Annotated in this window: 33 protein-coding genes; 17 read left to right on the top strand and 16 right to left on the bottom strand. The window is 67.9% G+C overall.

Annotated features, from left to right (window positions below; translation table 11 throughout):
• The first annotated feature begins 35 nt into the window (after nucleotides 1-35).
• From AC3ZJJ_RS05255 to AC3ZJJ_RS05275, 5 genes are all read left to right on the top strand, one after another.
• Nucleotides 36-767: a helix-turn-helix transcriptional regulator gene (locus AC3ZJJ_RS05255; protein WP_489894199.1), complete on the top strand. Its 732-nt coding sequence runs from the start codon at nucleotides 36-38 to the stop codon at nucleotides 765-767.
• Nucleotides 764-2,224: a Fe-S cluster assembly protein SufB gene (gene sufB, locus AC3ZJJ_RS05260; protein WP_489894200.1), complete on the top strand. Its 1,461-nt coding sequence runs from the start codon at nucleotides 764-766 to the stop codon at nucleotides 2,222-2,224. The genes AC3ZJJ_RS05255 and sufB overlap by 4 nt, the downstream gene beginning before the upstream one ends.
• 2 nt (nucleotides 2,225-2,226) lie before the next feature.
• Nucleotides 2,227-3,504, top strand: a complete 1,278-nt coding sequence (gene sufD, locus AC3ZJJ_RS05265; protein ID WP_489894201.1) for a Fe-S cluster assembly protein SufD — start codon at nucleotides 2,227-2,229, stop codon at nucleotides 3,502-3,504.
• A gap of 68 nt (nucleotides 3,505-3,572) precedes the next feature.
• On the top strand, nucleotides 3,573-4,331 hold the full coding sequence (gene sufC / locus AC3ZJJ_RS05270; protein WP_489894202.1) for a Fe-S cluster assembly ATPase SufC: 759 nt from the start codon (nucleotides 3,573-3,575) through the stop codon (nucleotides 4,329-4,331).
• 2 nt (nucleotides 4,332-4,333) lie between these two features.
• On the top strand, nucleotides 4,334-4,678 hold the full coding sequence (locus tag AC3ZJJ_RS05275) for a metal-sulfur cluster assembly factor (RefSeq protein ID WP_489894203.1): 345 nt from the start codon (nucleotides 4,334-4,336) through the stop codon (nucleotides 4,676-4,678).
• Between the two features lie 83 nt (nucleotides 4,679-4,761).
• Here AC3ZJJ_RS05275 and ypfJ read toward each other — a convergent pair whose 3' ends face one another.
• Nucleotides 4,762-5,667: a KPN_02809 family neutral zinc metallopeptidase gene (gene ypfJ, locus AC3ZJJ_RS05280; RefSeq protein ID WP_489894204.1), complete on the bottom strand. Its 906-nt coding sequence runs from the start codon at nucleotides 5,665-5,667 to the stop codon at nucleotides 4,762-4,764.
• A 170-nt stretch (nucleotides 5,668-5,837) separates the two neighbouring features.
• Between ypfJ and AC3ZJJ_RS05285 the strand changes: the two genes are divergently transcribed.
• A complete protein-coding gene (locus AC3ZJJ_RS05285; protein WP_489894205.1) occupies nucleotides 5,838-7,439 on the top strand; it encodes an ABC-F family ATP-binding cassette domain-containing protein in 1,602 nt (533 codons plus the stop codon).
• 21 nt (nucleotides 7,440-7,460) lie between these two features.
• Here the strand turns inward: AC3ZJJ_RS05285 and AC3ZJJ_RS05290 are convergent, their stop codons facing one another.
• The 3 genes from AC3ZJJ_RS05290 to AC3ZJJ_RS05300 are packed head-to-tail and all read right to left on the bottom strand — an operon-like array spanning nucleotide 7,461 to nucleotide 9,097.
• The gene (locus AC3ZJJ_RS05290; protein WP_489894206.1) at nucleotides 7,461-8,354 is read right to left on the bottom strand and encodes an SURF1 family cytochrome oxidase biogenesis protein; all 894 of its coding nucleotides are present in this window, start codon (nucleotides 8,352-8,354) and stop codon (nucleotides 7,461-7,463) included.
• A gap of 3 nt (nucleotides 8,355-8,357) precedes the next feature.
• Nucleotides 8,358-8,606: a hypothetical protein gene (locus AC3ZJJ_RS05295; RefSeq protein WP_489894207.1), complete on the bottom strand. Its 249-nt coding sequence runs from the start codon at nucleotides 8,604-8,606 to the stop codon at nucleotides 8,358-8,360.
• On the bottom strand, nucleotides 8,603-9,097 hold the full coding sequence (locus AC3ZJJ_RS05300; protein ID WP_489894209.1) for a DUF3099 domain-containing protein: 495 nt from the start codon (nucleotides 9,095-9,097) through the stop codon (nucleotides 8,603-8,605). Before AC3ZJJ_RS05300 ends, AC3ZJJ_RS05295 begins: the two co-directional genes overlap by 4 nt.
• 134 nt (nucleotides 9,098-9,231) lie before the next feature.
• Between AC3ZJJ_RS05300 and AC3ZJJ_RS05305 the strand changes: the two genes are divergently transcribed.
• Nucleotides 9,232-9,954 carry a beta-ketoacyl-ACP reductase gene (locus tag AC3ZJJ_RS05305; RefSeq protein WP_489894211.1) on the top strand — a complete coding sequence of 241 codons (723 nt, stop codon included), beginning with the start codon at nucleotides 9,232-9,234 and terminating at the stop codon, nucleotides 9,952-9,954.
• Nucleotides 9,955-10,028: 74 nt separating this feature from the next.
• On the opposite strand, the gene AC3ZJJ_RS05310 is transcribed toward AC3ZJJ_RS05305, so the two are convergent.
• The 4 genes from AC3ZJJ_RS05310 to AC3ZJJ_RS05325 all read right to left on the bottom strand — a co-directional run bounded on the left by AC3ZJJ_RS05310 (nucleotide 10,029) and on the right by AC3ZJJ_RS05325 (nucleotide 12,518).
• Nucleotides 10,029-10,343, bottom strand: coding sequence for a hypothetical protein (locus AC3ZJJ_RS05310; protein WP_489894213.1), 315 nt, complete (start codon nucleotides 10,341-10,343; stop codon nucleotides 10,029-10,031).
• Between the two features lie 131 nt (nucleotides 10,344-10,474).
• The gene (locus AC3ZJJ_RS05315; protein WP_489894215.1) at nucleotides 10,475-11,101 is read right to left on the bottom strand and encodes a hypothetical protein; all 627 of its coding nucleotides are present in this window, start codon (nucleotides 11,099-11,101) and stop codon (nucleotides 10,475-10,477) included.
• Nucleotides 11,102-11,154: 53 nt separating this feature from the next.
• Entirely contained in the window at nucleotides 11,155-11,703 is a 549-nt protein-coding gene (locus AC3ZJJ_RS05320) for an Rv1352/Rv1906c domain-containing protein (RefSeq protein WP_489894217.1), read from the bottom strand.
• A 209-nt stretch (nucleotides 11,704-11,912) separates the two neighbouring features.
• Nucleotides 11,913-12,518: a hypothetical protein gene (locus AC3ZJJ_RS05325; RefSeq protein WP_489894229.1), complete on the bottom strand. Its 606-nt coding sequence runs from the start codon at nucleotides 12,516-12,518 to the stop codon at nucleotides 11,913-11,915.
• Nucleotides 12,519-12,728: 210 nt separating this feature from the next.
• Between AC3ZJJ_RS05325 and AC3ZJJ_RS05330 the strand changes: the two genes are divergently transcribed.
• On the top strand, nucleotides 12,729-12,926 hold the full coding sequence (locus tag AC3ZJJ_RS05330) for a hypothetical protein (RefSeq protein ID WP_489894233.1): 198 nt from the start codon (nucleotides 12,729-12,731) through the stop codon (nucleotides 12,924-12,926).
• A 122-nt stretch (nucleotides 12,927-13,048) separates the two neighbouring features.
• Entirely contained in the window at nucleotides 13,049-13,345 is a 297-nt protein-coding gene (locus tag AC3ZJJ_RS05335) for a hypothetical protein (protein WP_489894235.1), read from the top strand.
• Between the two features lie 7 nt (nucleotides 13,346-13,352).
• Here AC3ZJJ_RS05335 and AC3ZJJ_RS05340 read toward each other — a convergent pair whose 3' ends face one another.
• On the bottom strand, nucleotides 13,353-13,637 hold the full coding sequence (locus tag AC3ZJJ_RS05340; protein ID WP_489894237.1) for a hypothetical protein: 285 nt from the start codon (nucleotides 13,635-13,637) through the stop codon (nucleotides 13,353-13,355).
• A gap of 187 nt (nucleotides 13,638-13,824) precedes the next feature.
• Here AC3ZJJ_RS05340 and AC3ZJJ_RS05345 point away from each other — a divergent pair, with 187 nt between their 5' ends.
• Nucleotides 13,825-14,316, top strand: a complete 492-nt coding sequence (locus AC3ZJJ_RS05345) for a MarR family winged helix-turn-helix transcriptional regulator (protein ID WP_489894239.1) — start codon at nucleotides 13,825-13,827, stop codon at nucleotides 14,314-14,316.
• A gap of 61 nt (nucleotides 14,317-14,377) precedes the next feature.
• Here the strand turns inward: AC3ZJJ_RS05345 and AC3ZJJ_RS05350 are convergent, their stop codons facing one another.
• The 3 genes from AC3ZJJ_RS05350 to AC3ZJJ_RS05360 all read right to left on the bottom strand — a co-directional run bounded on the left by AC3ZJJ_RS05350 (nucleotide 14,378) and on the right by AC3ZJJ_RS05360 (nucleotide 15,473).
• Nucleotides 14,378-14,638, bottom strand: coding sequence for a GlsB/YeaQ/YmgE family stress response membrane protein (locus AC3ZJJ_RS05350; protein ID WP_489894241.1), 261 nt, complete (start codon nucleotides 14,636-14,638; stop codon nucleotides 14,378-14,380).
• A 77-nt stretch (nucleotides 14,639-14,715) separates the two neighbouring features.
• Complete coding sequence (locus AC3ZJJ_RS05355) at nucleotides 14,716-14,901, bottom strand: CsbD family protein (RefSeq protein ID WP_489894243.1); 186 nt, start codon at nucleotides 14,899-14,901, stop codon at nucleotides 14,716-14,718.
• A 95-nt stretch (nucleotides 14,902-14,996) separates the two neighbouring features.
• Nucleotides 14,997-15,473: a hypothetical protein gene (locus tag AC3ZJJ_RS05360; protein WP_489894245.1), complete on the bottom strand. Its 477-nt coding sequence runs from the start codon at nucleotides 15,471-15,473 to the stop codon at nucleotides 14,997-14,999.
• Nucleotides 15,474-15,645: 172 nt separating this feature from the next.
• On the opposite strand from AC3ZJJ_RS05360, the gene AC3ZJJ_RS05365 reads away from it, so the two are divergent.
• The 3 genes from AC3ZJJ_RS05365 to tatA all read left to right on the top strand — a co-directional run bounded on the left by AC3ZJJ_RS05365 (nucleotide 15,646) and on the right by tatA (nucleotide 17,509).
• Complete coding sequence (locus AC3ZJJ_RS05365; RefSeq protein ID WP_489894247.1) at nucleotides 15,646-16,137, top strand: MarR family winged helix-turn-helix transcriptional regulator; 492 nt, start codon at nucleotides 15,646-15,648, stop codon at nucleotides 16,135-16,137.
• 203 nt (nucleotides 16,138-16,340) lie between these two features.
• Nucleotides 16,341-17,204 carry a DUF368 domain-containing protein gene (locus AC3ZJJ_RS05370; RefSeq protein ID WP_489894249.1) on the top strand — a complete coding sequence of 288 codons (864 nt, stop codon included), beginning with the start codon at nucleotides 16,341-16,343 and terminating at the stop codon, nucleotides 17,202-17,204.
• A gap of 83 nt (nucleotides 17,205-17,287) precedes the next feature.
• The gene (gene tatA / locus AC3ZJJ_RS05375) at nucleotides 17,288-17,509 is read left to right on the top strand and encodes a Sec-independent protein translocase subunit TatA (protein WP_489894251.1); all 222 of its coding nucleotides are present in this window, start codon (nucleotides 17,288-17,290) and stop codon (nucleotides 17,507-17,509) included.
• 78 nt (nucleotides 17,510-17,587) lie between these two features.
• On the opposite strand, the gene AC3ZJJ_RS05380 is transcribed toward tatA, so the two are convergent.
• A complete protein-coding gene (locus tag AC3ZJJ_RS05380) occupies nucleotides 17,588-18,664 on the bottom strand; it encodes a hypothetical protein (protein ID WP_489894253.1) in 1,077 nt (358 codons plus the stop codon).
• Nucleotides 18,665-18,853: 189 nt separating this feature from the next.
• Between AC3ZJJ_RS05380 and AC3ZJJ_RS05385 the strand changes: the two genes are divergently transcribed.
• From AC3ZJJ_RS05385 to AC3ZJJ_RS05400, 4 genes are all read left to right on the top strand, one after another.
• Nucleotides 18,854-19,069 (top strand): helix-turn-helix domain-containing protein, encoded by a 216-nt coding sequence (locus tag AC3ZJJ_RS05385; RefSeq protein ID WP_489894255.1) that lies wholly within the window; start codon nucleotides 18,854-18,856, stop codon nucleotides 19,067-19,069.
• A 4-nt stretch (nucleotides 19,070-19,073) separates the two neighbouring features.
• Nucleotides 19,074-19,649, top strand: coding sequence for a Clp protease N-terminal domain-containing protein (locus AC3ZJJ_RS05390; RefSeq protein ID WP_489894257.1), 576 nt, complete (start codon nucleotides 19,074-19,076; stop codon nucleotides 19,647-19,649).
• A 32-nt stretch (nucleotides 19,650-19,681) separates the two neighbouring features.
• The gene (locus AC3ZJJ_RS05395) at nucleotides 19,682-19,870 is read left to right on the top strand and encodes a hypothetical protein (protein WP_489894259.1); all 189 of its coding nucleotides are present in this window, start codon (nucleotides 19,682-19,684) and stop codon (nucleotides 19,868-19,870) included.
• A 238-nt stretch (nucleotides 19,871-20,108) separates the two neighbouring features.
• Nucleotides 20,109-20,402, top strand: a complete 294-nt coding sequence (locus AC3ZJJ_RS05400; RefSeq protein WP_489894261.1) for a hypothetical protein — start codon at nucleotides 20,109-20,111, stop codon at nucleotides 20,400-20,402.
• On the opposite strand, the gene AC3ZJJ_RS05405 is transcribed toward AC3ZJJ_RS05400, so the two are convergent.
• The 3 genes from AC3ZJJ_RS05405 to AC3ZJJ_RS05415 all read right to left on the bottom strand — a co-directional run bounded on the left by AC3ZJJ_RS05405 (nucleotide 20,399) and on the right by AC3ZJJ_RS05415 (nucleotide 21,787).
• Nucleotides 20,399-20,677 (bottom strand): hypothetical protein, encoded by a 279-nt coding sequence (locus tag AC3ZJJ_RS05405; RefSeq protein WP_489894263.1) that lies wholly within the window; start codon nucleotides 20,675-20,677, stop codon nucleotides 20,399-20,401. The two genes, AC3ZJJ_RS05400 and AC3ZJJ_RS05405, sit on opposite strands and share 4 nt — an antisense overlap.
• A 191-nt stretch (nucleotides 20,678-20,868) precedes the next feature.
• On the bottom strand, nucleotides 20,869-21,021 hold the full coding sequence (locus AC3ZJJ_RS05410; RefSeq protein WP_489894265.1) for a hypothetical protein: 153 nt from the start codon (nucleotides 21,019-21,021) through the stop codon (nucleotides 20,869-20,871).
• A 70-nt stretch (nucleotides 21,022-21,091) separates the two neighbouring features.
• Nucleotides 21,092-21,787 carry a class I SAM-dependent methyltransferase gene (locus AC3ZJJ_RS05415; protein WP_489894267.1) on the bottom strand — a complete coding sequence of 232 codons (696 nt, stop codon included), beginning with the start codon at nucleotides 21,785-21,787 and terminating at the stop codon, nucleotides 21,092-21,094.
• Between the last annotated feature and the right edge of the window lie 2 nt (nucleotides 21,788-21,789).

A 21,789-nucleotide genomic window follows, 5' to 3' on the forward strand; every position in this document is an offset into this window, starting at 1 on the left:
CGGAAACGGGCCCCGCGGCGCGTCCCGCCATTGGCGTGCCGGAAACAGAGGAGCGCACGCGGGACCGCGTGCTGCACGCCGTACTCCAGAAGGGGCCGGTCAGCGCCGCCGAGCTCGGCGAGCAGTTGGGATTCACCCCAGCTGCCGTGCGCCGCCACCTCGACTCGCTGAGCAAGCAGGGGCTGGTCGAGGTCAAGCTGGTCGCCAACCACACGGCGGGCGCCGGCCGCCCGGCCCGCCGCTACGTGCTGAGCCACCGCGGCCAGGCCAAGCTCGGAAACGACTACCTGGACATCGCCACCGACGCCCTCGCGGAGTTGGGGCGGGCTGCCGGACCCGAGGCGGTGAACGCCTTCGCGGCCAAGCGGTTCGCCGCGCTGGAGGAGCGCTACCGGCCCGCCGTCGAAGCCGCCGGCGACACGCTGGCCGCCCGCGCGGCGGCCCTGTCCGAGGCGCTTAGCGCCGACGGGTTTGTCGCCTCCACCCGCGACGTGGGCCTGAACCAGCCCACCGCTACGATGGTGAGTGTCCAGTTGTGCCAAGGGCACTGCCCCATACAAGACTTGGCGCGGGAGTTCCCCGTTTTCTGCGATGAGGAAACGAAGGCCTTTTCCCGCCTCCTCGGCGTCGACGTTCGGCGCCTCTCGACGTTGGCCCGTGGCGGCCACGTCTGCACGACCCACATACCGGTGGGTCGCCAACAAGCTCCTCAGCACACTGAGAAGAGAACTCGAGTCAAGATCACTAGGCAGGAGAGGCCGCGATGACGGATCAGATTGCACAGGAGACCGCCGACCCAGGCGTGATTGCCGAGATTCTGGAGAGAAATCCCGAGCTCCACGGAATCGGCACCTACGAATACGGCTGGTCGGACAAGAACGACGCCGGCGCCAACGCGCGCCGCGGCCTCAGCGAGGAAGTCGTCCGCAACATTTCGGGGCTCAAGAGCGAGCCCGAATGGATGCTCGACCTGCGCCTGAAGGGCCTGAAGTACTTCGACCGCAAGCCGATGCCGACCTGGGGCGCCGACCTCAGCGGAATCGACTTCGACAACATCAAGTACTTCGTGCGCTCCACGGAGAAGCAGGCCACCACGTGGGACGAGCTTCCCGAGGACATCAAGAACACGTACGACAAGCTGGGGATCCCCGAGGCCGAGAAGCAGCGCCTCGTCTCCGGCGTGGCCGCGCAGTATGAGTCCGAGGTCGTCTACCACCAGCTCCGCGAGGACCTCGAGGCCCAGGGCGTCATCTTCCTGGACACCGACACCGGTCTGAAGGAACACGAGGACATCTTCAAGGAGTACTTCGGCTCCGTGATTCCCGTGGGCGACAACAAGTTCGCCTCCCTGAACACCTCGGTCTGGTCCGGCGGCTCCTTCGTCTACGTCCCCAAGGGCGTCCACGTTGACATCCCGCTGCAGGCGTACTTCCGCATCAACACCGAGAACATGGGCCAGTTCGAGCGGACGCTGATCATCGCCGACGAGGACTCCTACGTCCACTACATCGAGGGCTGCACCGCCCCGATCTACCAGTCCGACTCGCTGCACTCGGCGGTTGTTGAGATCATCGTGAAGAAGGGCGCACGCGTCCGCTACACGACCATCCAGAACTGGTCGAACAACGTGTACAACCTGGTCACCAAGCGCGCCGTCTGCGAAGAGGGCGCCACCATGGAGTGGGTCGACGGCAACATCGGCTCGAAGGTCACCATGAAGTACCCGGCCGTGTACCTGGTCGGCGAGCATGCCAAGGGCGAGACGCTCTCCATCGCGTTCGCGGGCGAGGGCCAGCACCAGGACACCGGATCCAAGATGGTCCACATCGCGCCGAACACCTCCAGCTCCATCGTGGCGAAGTCGGTGGCCCGCAACGGCGGCCGCTCCGCCTACCGCGGACTGGTCCAGGTGCGCGAGGGCGCCAAGGGCTCGCGCAACTCTGTGGTCTGCGACGCCCTGCTGGTGGACACGATCTCCCGCTCGGACACCTACCCGTACATCGACGTCCGCGAGGACGACGTCACGATGGGCCACGAGGCGACGGTCTCCCGCGTCAGCGAGGAGCAGCTCTTCTACCTGATGTCCCGCGGCCTGGCGGAAGACGAGGCCATGGCCATGATCGTGCGCGGGTTCATCGAACCCATTGCGCGCGAACTGCCCATGGAATACGCGCTCGAGCTGAACCGCCTCATTGAACTTCAGATGGAAGGATCCGTCGGTTAGTCATGACTGATACCGCAACCGAATTCCCGGACGAGAAGGCGCGCATCGGCGCCCCGTCGATCGCCGGCTTCACCGAAGAGGGCGAAAACCTGTCACCGGCCAACGAGACCAGTTCGCCCCTCGGCGGCGACAGCGCCAAGAGCCACAGCCACGGCCAGGGGGTCGGCGTGCCGGACTCCTCGCGCGCCGGGCGGCTGACCAGCTTCAGGCTCGAGGACTTCCCGGCCCTGACCGGCCGCGAGGAGGACTGGCGCTTCACGCCGCTCAAGCGACTGGGCGGCCTGCACAAGGACGCCCTCGAGGGTGCGGCCCCGGCCGTTGCCGTGGAATCCACCGGGGGCATCCGCCTGGAGACCGTTCCGGTCGGCGACGCCCGCGTCGGATCCGCCGGCATCCCCGAGGACCGCGTCTCCGCCAACGCCTGGAACGCCGTGACCGAGGCCACCGTGCTCACGGTCCCGGCCAACACCGAGCACGCCCGGGCCACGCTGACCCTGACCGGATCCGGCACGGCCGCGTCCGCCCAGCACATCGTGTTGGTTGCGGAGCCGAACTCCAGCGCCGTGGTGGTCCTGGACCACGTTGGCAGCGCGGTCGTCTCCGAGAACGTGGAGATCGACGTCCGCGAGGGCGCCAGGCTGACCGTGGTCTCCCTGCAGGCCTGGGAGGACGAGTCCATCCACGCCAGCTCGCAGCAGGCCAAGATCGGCAAGGACGCCAGCTTCAAGCACGTCGTCGTCTCCTTCGGCGGCGACCTGGTTCGCGTGACGCCGTCGGCGCGCTTCGCCGAGCCCGGCGGCAGCGCGGAGCTCTTCGGGCTCTACTTCGCGGACGCCGGCCAGCACCTGGAGCACCGCCTGTTCGTCGACCACGCGGTCCCGCGCTGCACGTCCAACGTGCTGTACAAGGGTGCCCTGCAGGGCAAGGATGCGCACACCGTGTGGGTTGGCGACGTGCTGATCCGCAAGCAGGCCGAGGAAACGGACTCGTACGAGGCCAACCGCAACCTGGTTCTCACCGATGGCGCACGCGCCGACTCCGTGCCGAACCTCGAGATCGAAACCGGGCTTATCAAGGGTGCGGGCCACGCCAGCACCACGGGCCGATTCGACGACGCGCACCTCTTCTACCTGATGTCGCGCGGCATCGACGAGAAGACCGCCCGCCGCCTGGTGGTCCGGGGCTTCCTGAACGAGATCATTCAGCAGATCGGCGTGCCCGAGCTCGAAGAGCGGATCAACGAAACGGTCGAGCGCGAGCTCGCCGCCACCGAAAACTAGGCCCCGCGCCGCACCCCCACCAGCCCACCACGCCGGCGCGGCCGGCACACAGGAGAGAACGGACACCAATGTCTACTCTGGAAATCAAGGACCTGCACGTCTCGATCGACACCGAGCAGGGCACCAAGGAGATCCTCAAGGGCGTCACCTTGACGATCAAGACGGGCGAGACCCACGCCATCATGGGCCCCAACGGCTCCGGCAAGTCGACGCTGGCCTCGACCATCGCCGGCCACCCCCGCTACACGGTCACGTCCGGCGAGATCCTGCTCGACGGCGAGAACGTGCTGGAGATGAGCGTGGACCAGCGCGCCCGCGCCGGCCTGTTCCTGGCCATGCAGTACCCGGTCGAGGTTCCCGGCGTCACCATGACGAACTTCCTGCGTACGGCCAAGACGGCCATCGACGGAACGGCGCCCAGCCTCCGCCACTGGACCAAGGACGTCAAGGCGGCCATGGCCGACCTGAAGATCGACGCCGACTTCGCGAACCGCAACGTCAACGAGGGCTTCTCCGGCGGAGAGAAGAAGCGCGTGGAGATCCTCCAGTTGGAGCTCTTCAAGCCGAAGTTCGCCATCCTCGACGAGACCGACTCGGGCCTCGACGTCGACGCGCTGAAGGTGGTCTCCGAGGGCGTCAACCGCGCCCAGAAGGAGAACGAGATGGGCACGCTGCTCATCACCCACTACACGCGGATCCTGCGCTACATCAAGCCCGACTTTGTGCACGTGTTCGTCGACGGCGCCATTGCCGAGCAGGGCGGCCCGGAACTCGCCGACCGCCTCGAGGACGAGGGCTACGACCGCTTCCTGGCAGTGAAGGCCTAGCCATGACCGCCGAGAACAACGTGGCCCAGGGGGCGGCTCAGGCCCCGCTGGAGGACGTCGAGGAGGCGCTCAAGGACGTCATCGACCCCGAGCTTGGGGTGAATGTGGTGGACCTTGGACTGCTCTACGGGCTGAAGTACGCCGAGGACGGCGCGTTGCTGATCGACATGACCCTTACCACGGCCGCGTGCCCGCTCACCGACGTGATCGAGGAGCAGGTCAGCCAGTCCATCAGCGGCGTCGTTGACGAGTACCGGCTGAACTGGGTGTGGATGCCGCCATGGGGTCCCGAGCGGATCACCGACGACGGCCGCGACCAGATGCGGGCACTCGGCTTCAATATCTAGACGCAAAACGCCGCCGGCGTTGACGGCAGCGACTAGGCAGCGGCCCCACCGACGGTGGGGCCGCTGCCTTCTTCAGTTGCCCGTCAGGGCCGGTCGAGGTTGCCGGACTCGAGGGTGTTGCACTGGTTGATGTCGCCGGTGCGGTATCCCTGCATAAACCATGCCTGGCGCTGCGCGCTGGATCCGTGCGTCCAGCCCTCCGGATTCACTTGGCCCGTCGCCGCCTCCTGAATGCGGTCGTCGCCCACGGCCTCCGCCGCCGACAGCGCGGAACGGAGATCGTCCTGGGTGAAGGGCTTCATCAGGGGCCGCCCGGCGGAATCCTTGGTCTGCGCTGCGTGCGCGGCCCAGAGCCCCGCGAAGCAGTCCGCCTGCAACTCCACCCTTACGGCGCCGGAGGTCGGTCCGGTGCCGCCCTCTTGGGAGGCCGCCAGCGTGCCGATGTGGTTCTGGATGTGGTGCCCGTATTCGTGCGCGACGACGTACTCCTCGGCCAGCAGCCCGCCGTCGGCCCCGAACCTGGACTCGAGCTCACCGAAGAACTCCGTGTCGAAGTAGGCAGACCGGTCCGCGGGGCAGTAGAACGGACCGACGGCGCTCGTGGCGGTCCCGCACTGTGTGTCCACACTTCCGTCGAACAGCTCCACGGCGGGCTGCTCCACCTGCTCGTTGTACTGCTGGAGGTAGGGGATCCAGAAGGCGTCGAGGCTCGCCGTGGTGGCGAGGATGCGGCAGTCCACGCGCTCGTTGGCGTCGGCGCCAGTCTCGCACTCCTCGATCGCCGCCGGCCCGGTCGGCTCCTCCTGGGTCTGTTCCGTGCCGCCGAGGCCGAGTCCCTCCAGAATGGCCGGGTTGATGCCGAGGAGGCTGGCGATCAGCAGCACCAGGATTCCTCCGCCGCCCGCCGCGATCTTGCCGCCGCGTCCTCCGCGCCCACGGGAGTCCCGCACGCGGGAGGAATCAAGCCTTGCGTCGTCGTTGAAGCTCATGGCTAGAGAGTACTCCCGGGTGCGCCCCGGGGGCCTCCACCCTCGGTTCAGGGGGCAATTCCTGCCCGGCGGGGGGAGTGTCGGGGGTCACTGGAGGCGGCTGCCCGTCCATGCACGTACAATGGAGAGTTGCGTTGTCCGCGCCATCCCCCTTCCGAAAGGTTCCCCCCGTGATTTCCGTTGCCGACCTGGAGCTCCGCGCCGGTGCTCGCCTCCTGATGGAGGGCGTCTCCTTCCGGATCGACAGGGGCGACAAGATCGGGCTGGTTGGCCGCAACGGTGCCGGCAAGACCACAATGACCCGCGTGCTGGCCGGGGAGAGCATCCCGGCCGGCGGCGCCGTCACCTCCACGGGAACCGTCGGCTACCTGCCCCAGGATCCGCGCACGCCGGACATGGAGCAGCTTGCCCGCGACCGCATCCTCTCCGCCCGCGGGCTCGACGTCGTCGTCGGCAAGCTCAAGAAGTGCCAAGACGAGATGGGCAGCGACGACCCGAAGGTCCGCGACAAGGCGATGAACCGCTACGACCGCATCGAGGCGGAGTTCATGGCGAGCGGCGGCTACGCCGCCGAGTCCGAGGCCGCCGCGATCTCCAACAACCTGTCGCTGCCCGAACGCCTCCTCAACCAGCCGCTGCGCACCCTGTCCGGCGGACAGCGCCGCCGCGTGGAACTGGCCCGCATCCTTTACTCCGATGCCGAGACGCTCCTGCTTGACGAGCCCACCAACCACCTCGACGCCGACTCCATCGCGTGGCTTCGGGAATTCCTCAAGGGACACCAGGGCGGACTGATCGTGATTTCCCACGACACCGACCTGCTGGAGGCAACCGTTAACAAGGTCCTGCACCTCGACGCCAACCGCGCCACGATCGACGTCTACAACCTTGGCTGGAAGCGTTACCTCGAACAGCGCGAGACGGACGAGCGGGCCCGCAAGCGCGAACGCGCCAACACCGAGAAGAAGGCCGGGACGCTGCTTGCCCAGGCCAACAAGATGAAGGCACGCGCCTCGGGCGCCTCCGCCGCGCAGAGCATGCTCAAGCGCGTGGACCGCCTGATGGGCGGCCTCGAAGAGGTCCGTGCCCAGGACCGCGTCGCGGCGCTGCGCTTCCCGGACCCGGCCCCCTGCGGCAAAACCCCCATGATGGCAGAGGGCCTCAGCAAGTCCTACGGCTCCCTGGAGATCTTCACCAACGTGGACCTCGCCATCGACCGCGGGTCGAAGGTGGTCATCCTGGGGCTGAACGGCGCCGGCAAGACCACCCTGCTGCGGATGCTCGCCGGCGTGGCCGAGCCCGACACCGGCGAGATCATCCCGGGCCACGGACTCAAGGTGGGCTACTACGCGCAAGAGCACGAAACCCTCGACACCGAGCGGAGCGTGTTGGAGAACATGCGTTCCGCAGCGCCGTCGTCGCTCGGGGACGCGGAGGTCCGGGGGATCCTGGGCTCGTTCATGTTCAGCGGCGACGATGTCAACAAGCCCGCCGGGGTCCTCTCCGGCGGCGAAAAGACGCGGCTCGCCCTGGCCACGATCGTGGCGTCCAGCGCCAACGTCCTGCTGCTCGACGAGCCCACCAACAACCTGGACCCCGCCAGCCGCGCGGAGATCCTCAATGCGCTGAGCAACTACCCCGGCGCCGTGGTGATGGTCAGCCACGACGAGGGGGCGGTGGCCGCGCTGAACCCGGAGCGTGTGGTCCTGTTGCCCGACGGCGACGAGGATCTCTGGAACGACAGCTACTTGGACCTGGTCACCCTGGCCTAGGCGGTCCCGCCGGCCCTCGACCTAGCGCTGGGGGCCGGTCTCCAGCGCGTCCACGTAGGCGTCCTCGAGCTCCTCGTCCGTTGGCTGCCCGTCGCGCCGCTTCGCTGCGCGGCGTCGCGGGGCGCGGTAGGCCGAATGCAGGACTTCGACGCCGGCGGCCGCTGCCTCCGCCGCCGCCTCCCGGTCTTCGCGGTTGATCCGCGCCTGCTGCTTCGCCGCATAGCCCAGCCCCACAAATCCCAGGACCGCGAACGCGAACCATTGCAGCGAGTAGGAGAGGTGGTTGCCCTCGTCCACCTCGGGCCGCGGAAGCGCCGCGGGGGAGGACGCCGGCGCCGGGTCCTCGGAGGAGAGCACGCCGAACGCCCCCGTCGCGATGTCGTAGCCGAGGATCTGCTCGAACTTTGGCAGTTCGATGGACGCGAGCTGCCCCTCCGGCGCCGTTCGCTGGACGTGCGGTTCGCCGATTTTCAGGCGGGCCACGACGTCGACCGTCCCCCCGGGCGGTGCCGGGATGGCGTCCGGGCGTCCCGCCGTCTCGTTGCCGATCGGCAACCAGCCCCGGTTGACGACGACCACGTCGCCTCCCTCCGTCCGGAACGGGACCAGGACCTCGTATCCTGGCGCGCCGGAGAGGGGCCGGTTGCGCACCACTGTCGTGTCCTCGGCGAGATACTCGCCGCGCAGAGTGACGGGAAGCCAGGTGTCCCCCTCCGGGAGGGACTCGAAGGCTCCGGCGGCCTCGGCGTACGGGACGGCTTCCGCGTCGTAGTTCGCCTCGACGAGCCCGTTGTCGGCGCGGGCGTCGTCCAACCGGTTCATCTGCCAGTTGCCCAGCCCGGCGCAGGCGGCGGCGAAGACGCAGACCATCAGGAACCAGCCGAGCCATCGGGTGCTGGCGAGAAAACGGTACACGGTCTAGGACTCCTGGGGTGGTGCGGACGGTGCCAGGGGCAGCGACTCCCTGAAGAGCCCCCGCTCGGAAAGGTAATTGTGCAGCCAGTCGGCGTGTTCGTCGCAGGCGAGCCATACCTTGCGCCGCTCCGGGGTGTGGATGCGCGGGTTGTTCCACAGCAGCTGCCACGTCGCCTCCGCGCCGCACGCTTTGCGGGAACAGGTGGGGGTCTTGGGTCCGGACGCGCCGGCGAGCTGGTCGAAAAGGCTCATTGGGCCTGGCCTCCCTCCGGGGGGCGCGGATCTTCCTCGACCAGCTCGCCCTCGAGGGTGTCGGATTCCCCGTCCGGCGGATTCCCTTCCGGATCGGCCGCCGGAGTGCTCGTCCGCCCCTCGGCGAAGCCGCCCTCCGCGGTCGGCTCGCGGTCTGCGGTCCGGTCGCTTGGTGACTGGCCGATGGCCGTCAACGGCGCGGCATCCAGCAGGGACGTGCTCCTCACCTGTTTGCTCCTGTCGGCGCCGCCGTTGGCGACCACCACCGCGAACCAGGGCAGGAAGATGGCGCCGGCCAGGAAGACCCATTGCAGCGGGCCGGACGTGAAGAACGCAGCGATGAAGCAGGCCAAGCGCACACTCATCGAGATGGTGTACTTGACCATTCGGGAGTGCATCTCGGCCGAGCGCGACTCCGTGGCGTCCGTGATGCTGTACACGGGCTCGTCGGGGTCGTGCTGTCGGTGCTGAATGTGCGGTGGGTGCGTCATGGCTCTTCCGTCGGCTACCGCACCATTGTCTCACCCGGTGCGGCGGGGGACGAACCGGGCTGGGGAGAACGCGTGCCTCGGGCGCGGCGGTAGTATGGCTCAGAATCCAGCCTGCACATCCCCGGAGGAAACCCATGCCAGAAAACACGTCCGTCCCGCGCAGTGTCCTTGTCACCGGTGGAAACCGTGGAATCGGGCTGGCCATCGCCCGCGCCTTCCTCGCCAATGGCGACAAGGTGGCGATCACGTACCGCAGCGGCGACGTTCCCGAGGGCCTTTTCGGCGTGAAGGCCGACGTGACCGATGCCGGGTCGCTCGACGAGGCCTTCACCGCCGTCGAGCAGGAGCACGGGCCGGTCGAGGTTGTCGTCGCCAACGCCGGTGTCACCAAGGACACGCTGCTGCTGCGCATGAGCGAGGAGGACTTCACCTCCGTCATCGACACCAACCTCACAGGCGCATTCCGAGTGATCAAGCGAGCGTCCAAGGGCATGATCCGGATGCGGAAGGGGCGTGTGGTGCTGATCTCGTCGGTGGTCGGGCTGTACGGCTCGCCGGGCCAGATCAACTATGCGGCGTCCAAGGCGGGGCTGGTGGGCATCGCGCGTTCCCTCACGCGCGAACTGGGTTCGCGCGGCATCACCGCCAACGTTGTGGCTCCCGGGTTCATCAACACGGACATGACGGCGGCGCTGCCGGAAGAAACGCAGAAGAGCTACCTGTCGGGAATCCCCGCCGGGCGTTTCGCGGAGCCCGAAGAGGTCGCCAACGTGGTGCGCTGGATCGCCTCGGACGAGGCCGCCTACATCTCCGGCGCGGTCATCCCGGTCGACGGTGGACTGGGCATGGGCCACTAGCCCGCCGGACCGCCGACCGGGACCCGCCGATCGGGACCCCCGGCCGGGACCGCCCGGCCGGGGCCCGGCAGCGGTCAACAGCCGTCGTCGCCGCGATCCTCGGGGCGGTCCGGGGGCGCGGCGCGGTCCGGGACATCCGCGGATTGCAGCCCGGATCGCCCCTCGCGCCTGACGCGCGCGGCGCCGTACGCCGCAGCGCCGCCCGCGACGAAGTCCAGAAACGGGACGCCCCAGTGCACGAGCTCGATCACCCCCACGACGGCGGCGATGGTGCGCAACGCCTTGGCCCAGCGCGTTCGCCAGCCCTCCAACCGTTCCAAGGACTCCAGGGCGAGACCCGCCGACGCACCCACGATCAGCGAGAACAGCAGCTGCAGCAAGGGGTGCACGGACTGGCCCTCAATCGGATCTTCGCGCGTGGGTTGCGCCGGTGGAGCGGCGATACCGGCAAGGGTAGTGCGCAGGGCGGGAGTCCGGAAGGCCACGCCGTTGGTTCCGCGGCGCCGCGGTGCGAGGGGTTTTAGCGGCCGGTGCCGAGGGAGGGCGCTGCGCCCCGGAAGGCGACGACCGGGCCGGATGCTGACCGTTCACCTGACGCGTCGCGCGTCGCGGCCAGTGGCACCCGCTCGGGGTGGGGGACACGGCGTTCCTGGAGTTCGATCAGCATGTTCCAGTGCCCGTGTTGGTAGGCCGGCAGCTTCCCGACCTTGAGCCGGAGGTCGGCAAGCTCGCGGCGAATCTGGAGCCGGTGGGCGTCCAGCGGGTCGGAGCCCGCTCCCAAGCGCTGGATCTTTCGCCTCTCGGGTTGCCGCGCCGCCAGCGTGGCCATGGCGCCCGCGCCGTCACCGACGAGCCGGTCGGTGCGGGCGATGATCTCACGCAGCCGCTCCTTGATGTCAAGGAGTATCCGCGGCGCATCCGCGGGGCGGGCAGTCGGGTGCGCGATCGGCTGTGGTCGGCGGAACCGGGCCGCCCACGCCTCGATCTCCTCGCGCTGCGCCGTGCTGGGATTCGCCTCCAGACGATACGCCTCCTCGGCAATCCGGACGGCGCGCCTGGCCCCGTCCCACGAAGCCGATGGATGGCGTGCGTCTAGCGCCTGGATGTGCCGGCGTGTGCGAGAAAGTACGGTCCCCAAATTGTCCATTTCGTCCCCCAGGTCGATGGCTGTTCGCCCATTCAACCACGCGGTGGCGACAACTAGAGCCTGATGAAGTCCTGACAAGTGGCGTTCTCGAAGAACTGTCCACTCTTCAGGGTGACGACCGCCGGGCCCTTGACGATGTTGTTGTCCAAAATCCTCGAGCCTGCGTCGCTGGAGGCCATCCACGCGTAGTAGCACCCAACCGAATTGGATCCGTCCGGTCCGGCCGTCCTGTACTTGCCGGGCTTCACATCGACACCAACCTCGAAAACGCCCTGCCCGACCGAGTCGGCTTTCCGGTCGGCGACGGCTTCGTCGAACTTCTTCTGCTCGCCCGCCAGGTGCTCTTCGGCCCTTCTGACCGCCGACTCGCGCCCCGCGAGCTCCGCCCTCGCGCCTTCCAGCTCCGCGACCGCCGCCTCCGCCTGCGCTGTGGCGGCATCGACGTCCTTCGCCAGTGCGTCCCGCTCGCTTGTCAGAGCGCGGTTGGCGGTGGCCAGATCGGCGATCCGTTGCTCCATGCCCGCGACCGGGGCGGCGCCGACCGCCCCGCCTGCCAGGCCGCCCAGCAGCAGGCCCCCAGCCGCTGCGAGACCGGAAGGCAAGAGGACGCTCCGCGTCCTCCACCGGGGTTCCCGGACGGCGGGCGAGTTGTCTGGCGGGACCTTCTGCCCACCCGTTTCGTGCATTTGACGCGTACGCGTGCCCAAGGCCATGACAATCCCCTCGTGCTGCCGTTGCCCCCATTGGCCGCGGCCCCACCGGCATCCTATGCACAGTGCCTCGCACTTTGGCATCTAGGGGCTGCCCGTTATCAAACCTTGCCCGACGCGCATAGCTCCCCGACATAGGTGGAGGCCTCGGTCGTGGACCAGCGCGTGTTGGGGGCGGTCGCGAGCCCGCGGGCAATGACGTCGAGGTATCCGGCGGCGGGGCGTCCGCGCTTCAGGTCGCGGCTCGTGGTCACGGTGTACGCGGGCGACCCTTCGATGTCGTCAAGCCGCAGGAGCAGGTTGTACTTGCCGCGATAGGGGGATGCGTCGACAATCACCGGCAATTCGACGGCGGACGCCACTTCGACGAGGGACGGGAGAAAGCCGTCGAAGGCAAAGTCGACCGCGTTCTCCCCGACCGCGACGTCGTGAAGCTCGGACTCGGTGACGCGGTAGGCGACGGCCAGGGTCCGGGGTGGCGCGTGTTCGTCCGCGGTCGGCGTCAAGAATGCGACCGACTGGCCCCAGACCCTGGACTGACCGGCGAAATAGACGATGTTTCGGAGTCGGACGGGGCGCGCGCGAAGCGGCTCGCTCCGCGAGGGCAGGTACCGGCGCAAGCGGGACGGGAGCATGTTGGAGCCGTAGGCGACGTACCAGATGCCCGGGTTGCCCAACTGCGCGCCGTCTGGCGAGTCCTGTGGCATCGGCCAATTCTAGGGGACGGCCGTTCGGGGCGGTAAGGATCGGCGGCCCCGGTTGTGGTCGCCCCGCACCGGGCCGGCCACTTTCGCCTCCGACGACAGGTGCCGTGGCCCGCCCGGCGACCGAAGACTTAACACCGCGGTAACCCGCCGGCCGCGGTCGCCGGGGACACTAGAGGGACATGCCGCACCGGCCGAGGGGAGGGGGACCCGATGAGGGGAACGGACATGCTGGGCACACTCGCCGGGGGAGAGGAGGTTCTGGCCACGGATGTCCTCGGCGTCGAGATCCGCGGGCGCGTCGATCTCGCCGCCCCTGGCTTGGGTGTCCTGTGGGTGTGGGAGTACGGCACCGGGGAGAGGCGACTTTTGCACGCGGCCGAATACGACCTCGCGACGCTTCCCGCCTGACCTCGGCCGGCCCGTTCGGGCCCATGCGGCACCAGGAGCCCGACGCAACAATCTCTCCCCTGCTACGGCGTCCTGCCGAGTTGTGGACACACAAGGTTCAGCACGATTGAAAGGACCGGGCCATGCACAACTTGCTCAGCCAACTGAGGAACCATTCGCCCGCAGCGGTCACGGGCGTGGCGGACCAGGGAGAACACCTTCGCATCGAACTGCGCTACGGTCAGGTCGTCGGAACCGTTCTTTGCCGCAAGACCACGCCGCTCGGTCGTGGCGACGTTGTCTTCCTCCACAACGGGGGGACGTCCGAGATCGACGGGAGCTCGCCGGCGGAGCGGGCGAGAGTCATCGTGGAGCACATGGCTGCGCAAGGCGCGAGGTGGACAAGCCGGACCGGCCATTGGACGGACCAGTCCCTTTGATTGGAACCTAATCAGTCGGCGTACCGGCGGGGAACCACTCGTTGCGGCCATTACTGTAGGTTGCGCGGGGCAGCGGGGGTAGAGCGTCGATGAGCGCATTGGCGGCGGTGGCCAAGAGGTCGCGCTCCTCGCTCGGAAGTGGGACGAGCCCGCAAATGTGGGCCTCTACCTCGACATGACCGGCAATCCCGCCCAGCCGGGAGTAGGTCTGCCAGAGGTCCCCTTGGCTGATGAAAGATGCGCGCACGGCTTCCTGCAAGGTCCTGAGCTGATGCTCCTCCTGAGTCTTCATGCCTCGCCCCGCTTCGTCTTGTTGGTCCGTGCACGGATAGTTGACTCCTCCGGTCCCGCATCCCCGACCGTGGTATCAAAGTTATCGTTCGATAATCTAATGGTTAGACAGGCTATATGTTGCAGAGGGCTCGGCGCAAGAGATTTATGCTGTCGTGTAACGGAATGACCGAGGAATGGGGACAGGTATGGGTGACGAGGGTATTGGTGGGGGAGGGGCGGGCTACTGGTATCAGGATTCGGGCTCGGGTCCTGAAGCCGTCGACGTCCTCAACCTCCTGCGCAAGTATCGCGAGGCCGAGCGGCGGATGCGCCATCGCACGCGCGACTCGATGGGCATGGGGGAAACGGATCTCATAGCCCTGCGCTTCCTGCTTCGGGCATCCCGGACCGGACGTCCCATTCGCCAGAGGGACTTGGCCGAGGCCCTTGACATCACCAGCGCATCCGCCAGCGCCCTTGTCGACAGGCTGTGCCGCGACGGCTACGCGGAGAGGATCGACCACCCCGAGGACCGCCGGTCCGTTGCCATCCGGCCGACCCGGAAGAGCGACGAGGAAGTCAGGTCCACTCTGGGGGAGATGCATCGGCGCATGCTTGCCGCCGCCGAGTCCCTTACCCCGGAGGAGACGGCGGCCGTGGCCAAATTCCTGACCACGCTCACAAATTGCATCGAATAGCCGGGGGAAAGCCGTAGGGCAAAGTCCCGGTCGGTCGAATCGCGGGGCCCGATCCCGTGGGCTAGCGGCGGGCGCTGCGGCGTCCGGCGAGGCTCTCGGCGACGCCGATGAGCAGGACGGACGCGATCACCGCGACGACGAAGCCGATGACGTTGAGTTCGAAGATGTCCCCGGTGCCGAGGAGGTTCGCGACGAGCCCGCCGATGACGGATCCGGCGAGGCCGAGCAGGAGGGTGGCGATGAGGCCTAGGTTTTGCTTGCCCGGCTTGACGAGGCGTGCGAGGGCGCCGATAACGAGTCCTGCGACGATGAAACCGATCATGGGGTGGTGTCCTTTGGTGTGCGGCCGCCGGGAGGGCGGCCGGGCGGGCCGCCCCGTCGTGGGGCGGCCCGGGCGGTCTACTTGTTGGTGATGTCTTTCGCGGCGTCCTTGACGTGTTCGCCGGCCTGCTTGGTGTTGGCTTCGGCCTGGTCGGCCTTCCCCTCCGCCTCGAGGCGGTGGTTGTCGGTCGCGTCGCCGAGGCCTTCCTTGACCTTCCCGGTGGTCTCCTGGGCCTTGTTCCCGATCTTGTCTCCGAGTCCCATGGTGTTCTCCTTCGTGGTTGGTGTTTCTTGGCCGGTGTCCGGAGGATTCCGGGCACGCGTTGGTGGGGGCCGCGCCGCGGGGCCGGCGGCCCGGTTCAGGGGGCGGTCGAGAGCTTTCGCGTGCCGCGGGCTCTCCTGGGTGCGGTGTGTGTGCCCAGCGGGTCCCCGAGGGGGGAGGTGGGCAGGTCGCGGGTGTCGGCGGCCATGCCGGGAACCTCGGCCAGCGGGTGCGCGGTGGCGGCGGGTGCGGGTTTCGACGGCGACTCGGAGATCGTGAAGTCGAGGTGGCGCTCGGCGAAGCGGACGCCGATGAAGTTTTCGAGGTCTTCGACGATCGAGTCCGCGATCCGCTTCATCGTGGACGAGGGGTCGCCCTGCTGGCGCAGCCGGCAGTCCACGTGCAGGACCAGTGCGGAGGGTCCGCCGGCAACCCTGAACTCCGCGTGCATCACTCCGGGCAGCTCCAGGGCGGCTCGGGAAGCGCTGCGCGCCAGCATGGCGGTTCTGGTTTCCCACGAGAAGGGCCTGACCGGCGTATGGCCGGTCCGCGGCGCTTCGGTTGTCGTGCTCATCGTCCGTCCCTCTCACGTGCATCAGGCGGACCCCTCCGTAGTCTTACGGCGTAAGGGGCGGGCGCTGCGGTAGTATGGGTTCGGTAAACTAATTGTTAGTCAGCCTATACAAAATGTTTTGCGATGCGCAAGCTGTTGGCCCAGTGGGCGGGCCGCCGACCGAAGGAGGGCCGTGACCATCGATACCTCAACGACGAGCGAGGGCGGCTACTGGTACCAGGACTCCGGGTCCGGGCCCGACCCGGTGGATGTGCTGAACCTGCTGCGCACGTATCGGGAGGCGGAGCGCCGGATGCGGCTGAGGACCCGGGACTCGATGGGCATGGGAGAGACGGATTTGGTCGCGCTCCGGTTCCTCCTCCGTGAGGCCCGGTCGGACCGCCTGGTCCGGCAGCGGGACCTCGCCGAGGCCCTGCAAATCACCAGCGCGTCCGCCAGCGGACTGGTGGACCGGCTGTGCCGTGACGGGTACGCCGAGCGGGTCGCGCATCCGGAGGATCGTCGCTCGGTGGCGATCATGCCGACGGCCAAGAGCGACGACGAGGTGAGGTCCACGCTCGGGGAGATGCACCGGCGGATGCTGGCCGCGGCCGAATCCCTCACTCCGGCCGAGCTGGCAGCCGTCGCCAAATTCCTCACCGCTCTCACGCGTAGCGTCGAATAGGCGCATGGCCAACGACCGCAACGGGCGGTGACCGCCCCGGCCGAACGAGGGCGGCGATGGAAATCGGCAGGTCACAAGGTGGTCACCTCCGCCGTGTGTCGGGGACAAGCTCCAGTCCGATGGGATTGGGTTGGGTGATGCCCCCAGAATCAGTCGCTGTCCCGCCGCGCCCGTTCGCCCAGGTTCGAATCAAGATAGGCCATGTGTTTCGCGGTGCGCTCATCGGTCTCGTCGAATTGGTTCCCGGTGTCTCGGGTGGGACGGTCGCGCTGATCCTCGGCCTCTACGAGCGGCTCATCGAGTCGGCCAGCATCCTCGTCCACGCGGTCGTGATGAGCGCGAGACGCCGAACGAGGGTGCGTGCCCGTGCCAGCTTCCGCCGCGTCGAGTGGCCCATGGTCTTGCCGCTGTGTTTAGGGATGTTCATGGCCCTGTTCGCATTGTCCGGACCGCTCCACCACCTGGTCGAGGCCCAGCCCATCCTCACCCGGTCCCTGTTCCTCGGCATGGTGACTGCGAGCCTTCTGGTGCCCGCCTCAATGGTTCGCGGCACGGTGTCGGGTTCCGCGCCAAGGCTGGCCACCGAGGCGGTGCTGGTGCTCGGCATCGCCGGCGTCGTGTTCCTCCTCCTTGGCCTGCCCGCGCCTTCGCGCGAGGATCCCACCTGGTGGGTGATCGCCCTCAGTGGCGCCGTGGCGGTCTGCGCACTGGCCCTGCCTGGGTTGTCCGGCTCGTTCATCCTGCTTACCTTGGGCATGTACGAGCCGACACTCGCGGCGGTGGGTGACAGGGACTTCGCATATCTTGCAGTCTTCGTCCTTGGTGCGGCCGCCGGGGTCGGGACGTTCGTCCGGTTCCTCGCCTACCTGCTGACGGTCCACCGCAGGGCGACGCTCCTGGCCAGCATCGGCTTAATCCTGGGATCGTTGCGGGCCCTGTGGCCTTGGCAGATGGACGGCGCGCTGCTTCCACCCGAACCCGGCGCGTGGGGATGGCCGCTGGCTGCTTGGGTTTGCGGCGCGGCGCTGGTTCTTGCGCTCTGGCTACGTGAGCGCCCCGAAGCGTAGGGGCATCCACTCGCCGGTTCGCCCGGGGCGACCCGGCGCTACACGGATGTGACGTAGGCTGGAACGGACGAAAGGAAGCTCCCATGTTTGGTCTTCAGGGATGGCAGATTGTCATCATTCTCGTTTTGGCGCTGTTGCTTTTTGGTGCTCCGAAACTCCCGGGTCTGGCCCGGTCGATGGGGCAGTCGCTTCGCATCTTCAAGTCCGAGGTGCGCCAGATGAAGGACGAAAACCACGCCGACGCGGGCACCGCCGACCGCCCGGCAGACTCCAAGGTCGTCGAGTCGAACAACCGCAGCCTCTAGGCGGGAAGCCCTTCGCCCCCCAGCGCGTTTGATGCGCTGCTCCGAGGCGTTGGTGGGGCACCTCGTCGCCGCGAGCCGTCATGCGCGTCGCCCGGAGCCACGACCTGGGGTCCACGGGGCGTCGTGTTTTGCGCGGTGCCAGGTCTCGCGTGGGCCCTCCGCTTCTTCCGCGGCGCCCGTCAGCCAAATCGTGGCGTCTGGATCCCAGCCGGCAATGACTGATGCCGTGTCCGCGTTCACCGGTATCGCGGGCGCCGCGCCGCCCAGGTAGGCCAATGCGGTCAGGTGCACGGCATCCCACTCGCCCGCGACACTTTCCCAGTCCGGACTTACCCATCGGCCGTCGCGTCCGGTGGCGCGGAACCAATCGTGCCGGCGGGAGGCCGTGACCTCGAGCGGATGGGCGCGACAGGGCGATGCCCAGTCCTCGGCCGAGCGGATCTCGAACGTCGTGCCGCGTCCACGAATGGGAATCGTCGTCGCATGCTCCGCATCGTGCGAGTCCTCCACCAGGCGTAGCCCGGACGGGATCTGCCCGACGGTCTGGAAAACCCCTGCCGGAATAGACCACCACGATCCCGTGCAATCGGCTGCGGGGTCGTGCGGGTGTTCGCGGGCGGCCTGCGCCTCCTCCGCGCGCACGCCTCGTGCCCACGCGGCCAAGATCTCGAGCGGTTCCTTTGGCGGGGCCACCGGGGCATCGGAGTGTCGCCAGTTGATGGCCCATTGCTCGTCCCGGCGCGGTTTTCCCCACCACTGCGTGGATTGTGTGCCAACGACCCGTTCCGCAAGTGGGGAGAGGGCGGACATGACGCCGGGGACGCCAGCGAGCGTGTCCTCCCCGTCGGGGCGCTGCCAGTAAGCCGCCGATTGGACCGACCGCTCGAGGGCGGCACTGATCCGGTCCTCTCCGAGGCTGGCCGGGTCGAGGGACGAGAGCGCTGACATCAACTGCTCGACGGTGGCATGCTCGCGAGTCGGCGCGCCGTCGTCGTCTGACGTGGCTGTGACCCTCGATGTCCCGCGGCCCGGATCGAGGTCGTACCCCAGGCAGAACACGGCGATGTCGATGTCCGCATCCAGCGCCCGTGCGAGTTCCAGACACAGGCGGCGCCCCCTGGGCCCGCTGAGAAGCGCCTCCGCGTTTGTCGTCATGCCATCATCCTTGCACCCGCATGCCGTTCACGAGGGGATCGGAAAACCCCGGATAGACGGGAAGATCCTGTCGATCGGAGACATCCAGGAGTCGAGGGCCGGCCCGCTCGTCCGCACGCCACCGGCCACGGATGTTCTCCTTGTCAACTTGCATTGACATCCGACGCGCGTCAACTTATATTGACGCGTATGAAAGATCATTCCCCGATCGCCGCGATGGCGGCCAGCCCGGATCCCGCGACGGGACTGAGGGCCGTCGTCGCACTGGGCCGGCTCCGCGACCGACTGGAGGCCGTCCAGGTCGGCAATGCCCGCGCACAGGGCTGGTCGTGGCAGGCGATTGCCGATGAACTCGGCGTCAGCAAGCAAGCGGTGCATCAGAAATACAACCGGAAAGTGAAGTGAGGTCATGTTCGAACGGTTTACGCCGCAGGCCCGCCAAAGCGTCGTCACGGCAAAGGAGGTCGGACGCGCACTGGGCGCCGTGCGGATTCTTCCGGTGCACGTGCTGCTCGGCGCGGTCACCGCGGCCGAAACCTCAGGTTTGCCGGTGGCCGGCGTATTGTCCGAGTCCGGCTTGACCGCCGACCGGCTGCGCGCGGAGGTGCAGACCATGAACCCGGACCTTGGTCAGGAAGACGCCCTCGCGCTCGAGTCCGTCGGCGTTGACCTCCATGCCGTCCGGAGCGCCGTGGATGCGCAATTCGGTCCCGGCGCCCTGGACGCGGCCGGACCGGCCCCGCGACGAGGGCTCTTCGGCTCACGCGGAGGCGGGCACATGCCGTTCAGCCGCGGAGCTAAAGCAGTACTCGAATGCAGCCTGCGCGCGTCGATGGAGCGCAAGGACGGCTACATCGGAGTGGAACACATCCTCTTGGGGGTGCTGCGCGAAGCGGACCCCGCGGCCATGTCGCTGATTGCCCGGCACACCGTGCCGAAGTCACTGGAGGCGAGAATCAAAGGCTCCATGGACTCGGTGCCCTAAAGGGCACCCGCTGGCCGCGCTAGGCTGGCCGTATGGATGCCACGGGACTCAACAGCCTGGTTCTCACGGTCGTTTTTCTTGCGATCTTCTCCTACATCATCTCGGGAATCGTTCGCGGCGCGGTCCGGAGGGGCGTCGCCGACGCACTGGCCGAACTCCAGCGCAGCGACACGCCTCTGCACGGGATCGTCCGGGAGAAGCCCGACACAACTCCGCGTTGATCCGGACGTACGTGGTCGGATTCTCCTCCAACGCGGGCCGGAAGCCGGGGCCGATAGGTGTCATGGGCGTATGCCTCGGCGCCATGCTCGCCGGCTGTGGCGTGACGGGCCCCGTGGCGCCGGACAGGACGATCCCGGCGCCGCGGCATGGCGTGGGCAAGGGCTGGGTCGACATCTGCGTCGGGGGTCCCGGCCCGGACACGGCATCCCGGACACCATCCGCCCCGGAGACTACCGGTTGTGCACCGCCAACAGCGTTGAGAACATCTGCATCGCGCTTCGCGTGGTCGACTCGGACGGCATAGGCGAGGCCCAGGATCGGCGGGAAGAGGTTTTCCACATCGTGGAGCGGGCCAAGAGCGTGGACGAAGCCCGCGCGCGGCTTGGAGACCACTTCGGTTTCGACGATCTCGTGTGCCAAGCAATACTCGACATGCAGGTGCGCCGATGGCTGGGAGACCAACGCGGCATGCTGGCATCCGAGGTGGACCGGATCCGTGCCAGTCTGGCCGGCGGGGCGGCGCCCAGCTAGAAGGTCTTCCCGAAGCGCACGTGGTTCTTGCTGAGCGTGTCCGCCACGGCCTTCTGCTCGGGCCGCTGCTGGTGGGCCTCCCTTGCGATTCGGTGTTCCTCGTGGGAGCCGGACTTTCGCCGGGGATCCCTCCGTCCCGAAACAACGAGCCACACAGCGGCGGCAACCAGTAGGGTGCCGAAGACGATGCCCACCAGTATTTCGCGGCCACCAGTGGATTGCTCCACGGACGTGGCTCGGGCGCCCCAAGCGATCGCGTCTGTCCATCCCGGCATGTGGTGCCTTCCCGTTGGGCCCAATGGGCGCCATTCGGAACGCCGCGAGCGGTCGTTTCACCCTATCGGAGCTACTCAGCCGCGGAACCCGCCCAAGGGAGGACATCGCCAGCCGTCATGGTCGAGCATTGTCCGGGCAGCCATCCGTCGCGGAAAGGGACGGAACCGGATGAGCGTCCTCGCTGAGCCAACTACGGCGGCGGGTTGGCCCGACTCTCCTGCGGCGCCGGATCGAATGGCTTGGGGTCGCGTCGCACGGAGAGCCGGTGGCGTGCAACGAACACGACGGCGGCGCCCGCGAGCGCGAGGAGCATGGCGCAGACCATGAGGCTAGCGTCCAGCATGGTCGCCGGGCAGCCACAACCGCCGGGGGGACGAGCAACGGCGTCCGCCCGCTCGGATCCGGCCGGCCCGCTACGCTTCCAGGACGAAAAAGATGAAGCTCAAGAATGCCGTCCGGTCGCCGAGGTGGGGCGGAAAGAGTTCGCGGGGCGCGTCCGCGGAGGCGGGCGGTTCGCTGACGACCGCAATGCGGAATCCCGCCTCGGTGAACGCGTCCGTCATTGCGTGCAGCGGCCGGTGCCAGAACGTCAGGACCGCGTCCTGCCCGCTGAAGACGTAGTCCTCCGAATACCGCGTGATGGCGAAGTAGTCGGTGCCCGGATGGTTGAAGCTGTAGACCATGGGGTGGTTGACGGACAGGATGAGGCGGCCACCCGGCGCAAGGACGCGCCGCAGCTCGGCAAGTGGCTCCGTCCAGTCGCGAAGGTAGTGCAGGACAAGCGATGCCACCACGTCGTCGAACGCGCCGTCGGCGTAGGGGAGTGGTTGGCCGAGATCGCCGACGCTCAGCGCCGCATCCGCGCCGAGCCTCCGCCTCGCCAGTTCCACCATCGCCGCGCTGGAGTCGAAACCGGTCACAATGGCGCCCCCATCACGCAGCGCCGCGGACAGGGGCCCCGAGCCGCACCCGGCGTCGAGGATGCGGCGGCCGTCGACGTTCCCGGCGAGCTCGATCATCGCGGGCCGTTCGTAGTAGCCGTTGAGGAGGCTGGACTCGTTCTCAACGGAGTAGCTCTCGGCGAAGCTGTCATAGTCGTTGACCTTCATTG

It is taken from the genome of Arthrobacter sp. AOP29-A2-19 (assembly GCF_058138025.1).